The sequence below is a fragment of the Actinokineospora sp. genome, assembly GCF_050699995.1.
GTDB lineage: Bacteria > Actinomycetota > Actinomycetes > Mycobacteriales > Pseudonocardiaceae > Actinokineospora.
Genome location: NZ_JBOHGC010000197.1, coordinates 1 through 7094 on the forward strand (window position 1 = coordinate 1; position 7094 = coordinate 7094).

General features: G+C 71.0%; 9 protein-coding genes and 1 pseudogene. 2 read left to right on the plus strand and 8 right to left on the minus strand.

The window, feature by feature from the left end:
- Together ACRDSQ_RS10715 and ACRDSQ_RS10720 are read left to right on the plus strand one after the other, a co-directional pair.
- Nucleotides 1–662, plus strand: a pseudogene (locus ACRDSQ_RS10715) (hypothetical protein); the annotation flags it as partial.
- A gap of 153 nt (nucleotides 663–815) precedes the next feature.
- On the plus strand, nucleotides 816–1688 hold the full coding sequence (locus ACRDSQ_RS10720) for a serine/threonine-protein kinase (protein WP_431420702.1): 873 nt from the start codon (nucleotides 816–818) through the stop codon (nucleotides 1686–1688).
- Here ACRDSQ_RS10720 and ACRDSQ_RS10725 read toward each other — a convergent pair.
- From ACRDSQ_RS10725 to ACRDSQ_RS10760, 8 genes are all read right to left on the minus strand, one after another.
- Nucleotides 1624–2070, minus strand: a complete 447-nt coding sequence (locus ACRDSQ_RS10725) for a hypothetical protein (RefSeq protein WP_431420703.1) — start codon at nucleotides 2068–2070, stop codon at nucleotides 1624–1626. The genes ACRDSQ_RS10720 and ACRDSQ_RS10725 overlap by 65 nt on opposite strands.
- Nucleotides 2071–2111: 41 nt before the next feature.
- Nucleotides 2112–2549 carry an SRPBCC family protein gene (locus ACRDSQ_RS10730; protein ID WP_431420704.1) on the minus strand — a complete coding sequence of 146 codons (438 nt, stop codon included), beginning with the start codon at nucleotides 2547–2549 and terminating at the stop codon, nucleotides 2112–2114.
- Nucleotides 2550–2558: 9 nt separating this feature from the next.
- Nucleotides 2559–3242 (minus strand): histidine phosphatase family protein, encoded by a 684-nt coding sequence (locus ACRDSQ_RS10735; RefSeq protein ID WP_431420705.1) that lies wholly within the window; start codon nucleotides 3240–3242, stop codon nucleotides 2559–2561.
- A 31-nt stretch (nucleotides 3243–3273) separates the two neighbouring features.
- Entirely contained in the window at nucleotides 3274–3795 is a 522-nt protein-coding gene (locus tag ACRDSQ_RS10740; protein WP_431420706.1) for a GNAT family N-acetyltransferase, read from the minus strand.
- Nucleotides 3796–3804: 9 nt separating this feature from the next.
- Nucleotides 3805–4890: an MBL fold metallo-hydrolase gene (locus tag ACRDSQ_RS10745; RefSeq protein WP_431420707.1), complete on the minus strand. Its 1086-nt coding sequence runs from the start codon at nucleotides 4888–4890 to the stop codon at nucleotides 3805–3807.
- Nucleotides 4891–4926: 36 nt separating this feature from the next.
- Entirely contained in the window at nucleotides 4927–5397 is a 471-nt protein-coding gene (locus ACRDSQ_RS10750) for a hypothetical protein (RefSeq protein ID WP_431420708.1), read from the minus strand.
- A 171-nt stretch (nucleotides 5398–5568) separates the two neighbouring features.
- The gene (locus ACRDSQ_RS10755; protein ID WP_431420709.1) at nucleotides 5569–6042 is read right to left on the minus strand and encodes an Lrp/AsnC family transcriptional regulator; all 474 of its coding nucleotides are present in this window, start codon (nucleotides 6040–6042) and stop codon (nucleotides 5569–5571) included.
- 52 nt (nucleotides 6043–6094) lie between these two features.
- Nucleotides 6095–7094, minus strand: a 1000-nt coding sequence (locus ACRDSQ_RS10760; RefSeq protein WP_431420710.1) for a trans-sulfuration enzyme family protein, incomplete at its 5' end; no start/stop codon positions are given.

The following is a 7094-nucleotide window of genomic DNA, read 5'->3' on the forward strand; positions in this document are numbered from 1 at the left end:
CGGCCGGACTCGTCGTCGAGGCCGCTGCCCGCCCGGCCGCCCGACTCGGTGTCACCGTAGGCGCCGCCGCCGGAGCCGCCGGTCGCCGCACCACCGGCGCCACCGTCAGCACCGCCATCCGCCCCACCATCGGAACCGCCGAAACCGCCCCCGCCACCGGCGCCGCTGTCAGCGCCACCATCCGCGCCACCGTCGGAACCGCCGAAGCCGCCGCCACCGGAGCCACCCCCACCGGCGCCGCCATCCGCGCCCCCATCAGCACCGCCGTCCGAGCCGCCGCCACCGAAGCCGCCTCCGCCACCACCGTCAGCACCGCCATCGGCGCCACCGTCGTGCCCACCCGGTGTGCCCTCGGCACCGCCGTCGCCCACGCCGTGGCTTCCCCCGCCGCCGAAGCCGCCGCCGCTCGCACCACCGTCCGCGCCGCCGTCGGCGCCACCGTCATGACCGCCGGGAGAGCCCTGCGCGCCCCCGTCCGCTACCCCGTGGTTCCCCGCCTCGCCGCTGCGGATGTCGTCGTCGTTCAGGGACATGGTGTCCTCCGTGTTCTCGGCGTTGAGCTTCTACGCGGACCTGGTACCCCCATTCGGGCGTTTCCATGCCGGTTTTCACCAGGACCACCCGTTCCGGACCAGCGTTTATGCGGCGCCCACCGGGGGTAGTTCTGAGTCGCCTGAGACGATCGAGCGGAGGGGTGGGCCAATGCGACCGGGCGACTTGCTCGACGGGCGCTACCGGCTCGGCAGGCTGGTCGGCACCGGCGGTATGGCCGACGTGCATGAGGCCACCGACATCCGCCTCGGCCGCGAGTCGCCGTGAAGCTGTTCCGGCGCCGCGCCGAGGGTGAAACCGCCGCGCGACTGGACTCCGAGGCGCGGCTGCTCAGCGGTCTGTCGCACCCCGGCCTGCTCCGCGTCTTCGACATCGCCCCCGACAGCGACCGTCCGTACCTGGTCATGCAGCTGGTGCGCGGCCGCACGCTGCGCCGGGAGATCGACAGCGGTCCGCTCGACCCGCAGCGCACGGCCCGGCTGGGCGCGCGGCTCGCCGACACTCTCGCGTACGTGCACTCCCAGGGGATCATGCACCGCGATGTGAAGCCATCCAACGTGTTGCTGTCGGAGACGGTGGGCTGCTACCTCGCGGATTTCGGCATCGCCCGCGCCGAGGGTGACGAGCGGGTCACGGGCAGCGGGCAGTGCGTCGGGACGGCCGCTTACCTTGCGCCCGAACAAGTACAGGGTGAGCCGTGCGGCCCGCCCGCCGACATCTACTCGCTGGGTCTGATGCTGCTCGAGTGTCTGACCGGCAGGCCGGAGTACGACGGCACCGACGTGGAGGCGGCCGTGGCCCGGCTGCGCCGCGACCCCAGGATTCCCGACTGGCTGCCCGGTCCGTGGCCGGAGACGCTGGCGGCGATGACCGCCCGCGACCCGGCCGACCGACCGGACGCCGCGGACTGCGCCCAGCGGCTCGCCGCGGTGGCGCTGACGGGCGGGCGCCCGTTGCCCCCGGCGGGACCACGGTTGCGGTGTCCACACAGGACCCAGGACGGACGACGCGAAATCACCCGATGCCGCGAAATCGGGCAAGGGCAAGAAGAGAGGCAAGTCCGACCGCTGATCACTCGACCGATCGGCGGTAGCGGACCTCGCGGCGCGGCCCGGGTGCGGCGAACCGGCGGATGAGATAGGTGAGCGCGGCGCCGATCAGCAGCCACACGATCGCGGCCATGCCGTAGTTGAGCAGCACGGCGATCTTCTCCGACGCCGGGGTGAAGAGCCCTTCGAAGCCCAGCGACACCGCGCCGGAGAACTTGTCCACAAAGGATGCGAAGCCGTTCGACGGATTGGCGTCGGCGATCGTCAGGATGATCTTCGCCACCAACACGACCGCGAACAGTCCACAAAGGAACGTGATGAGGCTGCAGATCATGCCGACGGCACGGTTGCGGCTCGCGTCGGTGTCGGCGACGCGCTCGTGGACGACTTCCTCGTCGGCGGGCATCCCAGGCACGACGGGCTCGCGCTGAGGATCGGAATAGCGAGGGTCATTATCGGGATACGTCATAGATCCATGGTCGCACCGGCGACCACGCCCCGCTGGACGAGTCAGCCCGCGAAGCGCTGCTGGAGCCGGTCGAGCGTGGCCCGGATGCCCTTGAGGTTCTTGCCGGGGAACTTCACCAGTTCCAGCAGGAAGCCGATGCGCGCGGTGGACCAGTCGAAGGTCTCGGTGACCTCGGTGCGGCCGTCGCCGAGGTCGCGCAGCTCCCAGCGCCACCGGTGGCCATAGAAGTGCCGCCACGCGATCAGCCGGTCCTCTTCGAATTCGACGACCGTGTTCAGGATCTTGTACTGCCGACCCATCTTCATGTCCATGCCGAACTTGTCGCCCAGCTTGAGCCTGCGCGGCCCGGTGCTGCGCGCGGCCAGCACGGTGCCGGACCCGTCGATCAGGGGGTGCTTCGCGGGATCGGCCAACAGCTCGAAGATCTCGGCCGCGGGCGCATCGATGATCCGGGTGTCGGAGACCTGACGTGGTGCCATTCCAGCACCCTAGGTCAATCCGACAGTCCTGCCGTGGTCCAAGTGAGCTGTGTCATTGAATCGGCGGACGTGCCACACCGGGCCGTCGACCACGAGTTGGGAGATCGACCCGTTGTCCGACCCGAGGAACGCGAACGGCGCGGACCCGCCGGCCAGGGCGATCGCCTGCCCGATGACGCCGCCGTGGGTGAACACCGCGACGCGCTGGTCGGGGTGGCGCGCGGCCAGCCGCTCGACCGCCCCGCGGACCCGCTTCGCGAACTCCTCGTTCGGCTCGCCGCCGGGGATGGCGTCCCAGCGCTGCTCCTCGCGCATCCGCACCGCGATCGGGTCGTTCTGGGCGACCTTCTGCCGGAACAGGCCGCCCTCCCACTCGCCGAGGAACACCTCGCGAAGGTCGGCCTCCACCTGCGGCGTCAGGTCCAGCGCGCGGGCCAGCGGCGCGGCGGTCATGGCCGTGCGCCGGAGAGTCGTGACGTAGATGGCGTCGATCCCGAGGCTCGCCAGCCGGGCGGCGACCCGCTCGGCCTGGTGCTCACCCTCGGGCGCGAGCGGCGGGTCCCCCTGGCCGCCGACAAGGTCGAACCCGCGGTCCGGATCGGCGGCGGCGGACTCGCCGTGCCGGATCAGGAGGAACTCGGTCGACCCCGCGGGTGCGACGAAGCGGAGCTGGCGGTACGAGGCAGTGGACACCAGGACAGCAGACCGTGTCGGCGCGCGGCCGTCAACCGAGCGGCTTCACCAGGAGCTCGAAGGCGAGGTCGTCGCGCAGCGGAACGCCGAACCGCTCGTCGCCGTAGGGGAACGGGGTCAGCTCGCCGGTCCGCGTGTAGCCGCGCCGCACGTACCAGGCGATCAGGTCCTCGCGGGCGTTGATCACCTTCATCCGCATCTCGCCCAGGCCCCACTCGAACCGGGCGAAGCGCTCGGCCTCGGCCAGGGTGTCGCGGCCGATGCCGCCGCCCTGCATGCCGGGGACCACGGCGAACATGCCGAAGTACCCGGCGCCGTCCTCCTCGGCGACATGGCAGCACGCCACCAGGTCGTCGTCGCGCCACGCCATGAGCAGCGCGCTCTTGGGCGAGGTGATCACCTCGGCGACGCCGTCGGGGTCGGTGCGCCGGCCCTCGAGCAGGTCCGCCTCGGTCGTCCAGCCCGTGCGGCTGGAGTCGCCGCGGTAGGCGGACTCGATCAGCGGGACGAGAACGGGCACGTCAGCGAGGGTCGCTTCGCGGAAAGTCAGCACGGTTCGAGCCTATGCGAGCGTCTGCCACCACGGTTCCACGGTCGGCGGGGCGTCGACGTCGACCCGCTCACCCGGCCGCGGGATCGCGAGCGCCACGTCGCGGGCCTTCGCCTCGGCCCACACCCGGTCCGCAGGCTCGGTCCAGGCGTGCAGCGCGAGCTTGAACGTCGCCCAGTGTACCGGGATCATCAGCCCGCCCTGCAGGTCGACGTGCGCGGCGACGCCGTCCTCCGGGGTCATGTGGATGTCGGGCCAGCCGTCGGCGTAGGCGCCGACCTGGATGAGTGTCGCGTCGAACGGGCCGTGCGCCTCGCCGATCTCGCGGTAGCCGTCGAAGTAGCCGGAATCGCCGGTGTAGAAGACTTTCCGCGTCGGACCGGCGATGACCCACGACGTCCAGAGCGTCTCGTCGCGGGTGAAGCCCCGCCCGGAGAAGTGCTGCGCGGCGGTCGCGATGAGCCGCACGCCCGCGACCTCGGCGCTCTCCTCCCAGTCGAGTTCGATGATCCGGTCGGCGGGCACCTTCCAGCGCTCCAGGTGGGCGCCGACGCCCAGCGGCACCACGAACGGCGCGGTCTGCGTGCGCACCAGTTCGCGCACGGTCGGCAGGTCGAGGTGGTCGTAGTGGTCGTGCGAGATCACGATGGCGTCGACGTCGGGCACGTCGGAGAGCGGCTGCGGCATCGGGTGCAGCCTGCGCGGGCCGACCAGCTGCGACGGCGAGACGCGCTCACTCCACACCGGGTCGAACAGCACCCGCGCGCCGTCGATCTCGACGAGCGTGGTCGCGTGGCCGTACCAGGTGAGGAACAGGCCGTCGTCGGTCGGCGGCTCCGGCGTGACCACGGGGATCTCGCCCACCGGGGTCCGCTGCTGCTTGCCGAACAGCAGCTCGCGGACGAGGCCGCCGCTCGCCTCCTGGTCGAACTGGATCGTCCGCGCGCGGTTGTGGAACCTGCCGTCGTGGAACTGGGGCGAGCGGCTCACGCGGTCGGCGCGCTCGCCTCGGGCCTTGGCACCCATGGCGACGGGCACGTCGCGCACGGCCCAAGCCGCGGCGGCCAGCCCGCTCAGGCCGAGAAGAAGGCGTCTCATGTCCTCGATGGTGCCATCGCTCGGCTGTGAGCGCCCTCAGCCGATGCGGCAGCCGTAGGTCGCGGTGCGCAGCCGCATCGCCCGCCGGGCCACCAGACCCGGCCGCGGCGACCGGACCGACACCTTGCGCAGGTAGGACTCGTCGACCTGCAGGCCGGCGGGTGCGGGGTATTCGTCGTCCGGGGCCTGCGGGTGGTCCGGGGGCAACAGGTCGAGGATCGCGCGCAGCGCCCAGCGGGCATGGCCGTGGTAGGACCAGACGACCGACTCGGCGGTGAACACGTCCCAGTCGCGGACCTGCCGGGATCTGGCGGCCGTCACGTCGTGCGCGTCCTTGATCACCACGTAGTCGACGTGGCTCTCCCAGGCGTAGGTGGCCACGATGGCCTCCGGGCTGTCGCTGCCGCCGCAGAGGTACACGGTGAAGCCATCGGCCACGACAGAACGCAGGAGGTCGTCGATCTCGCCCAGGTCGCCGGGCAGTGACTCTTCGCAGGGTTGGCTCATCGTTATCACCCGACTGGCCGAGTGTCACTGCCGCTCAGAGCCGCGATCTGGTGACACGGTGTATTCGACTTGGCCTGTTTACCGCACCTGACCAGCAGTTGGCTACCCAATCGCGCCATCAACACCAATGCGTCATTCACCGTTGGCATATCACCCATGTGAGTGACAGCTTTACCCGATCGGCCCTTGCACCGGTTGACCCACGGCTTCGAAGACCAACATCGTGTTCACCGAGACCACCTCGGGCCTGCTGAGCAGGCGATTGATCAGCAGCTGCTGCAGGTGGGTGGTGTCGGGCACGGCGACCTGGACCAGGTAGTCGTCGGGCCCGGCGACGTGCAGTAGCGACACCGTCTCGGGCTGTTCGAGGACGAACGCCTTGAACGCGGCGACGATCTGCTGCCGGTGCGGGCGGACCCGCACCGACAGCAGTGCGCTGACCGGCCTCCCCAGCGCGGCCAGGTTCACAGTGGCGTGGAACCCCGTGAACACCCCTCGTCTGCGCAGCGACCGCACTCGCTCCAACGCGGTGGAGGGGGCGACGCCGACGATGGCGGCGAGTTCCTTGTTCTGCAGCCGGGCGTCCTTCTGCAGCTCCCGCAGAATCGCGACATCCACCGCATCCAGGTCACTCGGTTGGCCCATTGGCCGAATGTACTGGCTGGCGCCTGACAAACCCGCCACCTCTCGACTTGGGCTAGTGCGCTTCTTTGATCGCGTACGCGAGGTCGTCGCGCAGGTCCTCCAGGTGCTCCAGGCCGACCGACATCCGCACCACGGCCGCGTCGGGCTTGGCGTGCGCCTCCACCGGCCGGTGGGTCAGCGAGGCGGGGTGCTGGATCAGCGAGTCGACGCCGCCGAGCGACACGGCGTGGGTGATCAGCCGCACCGCCTCGACCAGGCTTGCCGCGCTGTCGTAGCCACCCGCCACGGAGAACGCGACCATCGCGCCCGGTCCCGCCATCTGCCTGCCCACCAGCGGGCCGGACGGGAAGTACACACGCTCGACGTGCTCCTGCTCGCCCAGCCACCCGGCGAGTTCCACGGCGGTCGCCTGCTGGGCGTTGACCCGCACCGGCAGTGTCTGCAGCCCGCGGTGCAGGAGGTACGCGGCGAGCGGGTGCATCAGCCCACCGGTGACGGCGCGGACCCGGCGCAGCTTCGCCGCCCAGTCCGCCGACGTCGCCACGACACCGCCGATGACGTCACCGTGCCCACCGAGGTACTTGGTCGCCGAGTGCAGCACGAGCGTCGCGCCGTGCTCGATCGGCCACTGCAAAACCGGCGTGGCGAAGGTGTTGTCGACGATGACCGGCACATCCCCGGCGGCCTCGCACACGGCGGTCAGGTCGAGCAGTTCCAGCGTCGGGTTCGCGGGCGTCTCCACGAGTACGAGCCCGGTGTCGGGCCGCAGCGCCTCGGCGATGCCGTCCGGCTCGACCCAGGTGACCTCGGTGCCGAGCAGCCCGGTCGCGAGCAGGTGGTCGGACCCGCCGTAGATCGGCCGCACCGCCACGACGTGCGGCTTGCCCTCCTCGACTGTCGCGATGAGACACGCGGTCAGCGCGGCCATCCCGGAGGCGAACGCCACCCCCTGCTCGGCCATCTCAAGGGAGGCGAGGGCGTCCTCGAAGCGGGCCACGGTGGGGTTCCACAGTCGCTGGTAGACCAAGCCGCCCTCGGCAGGAGGGAGTCCG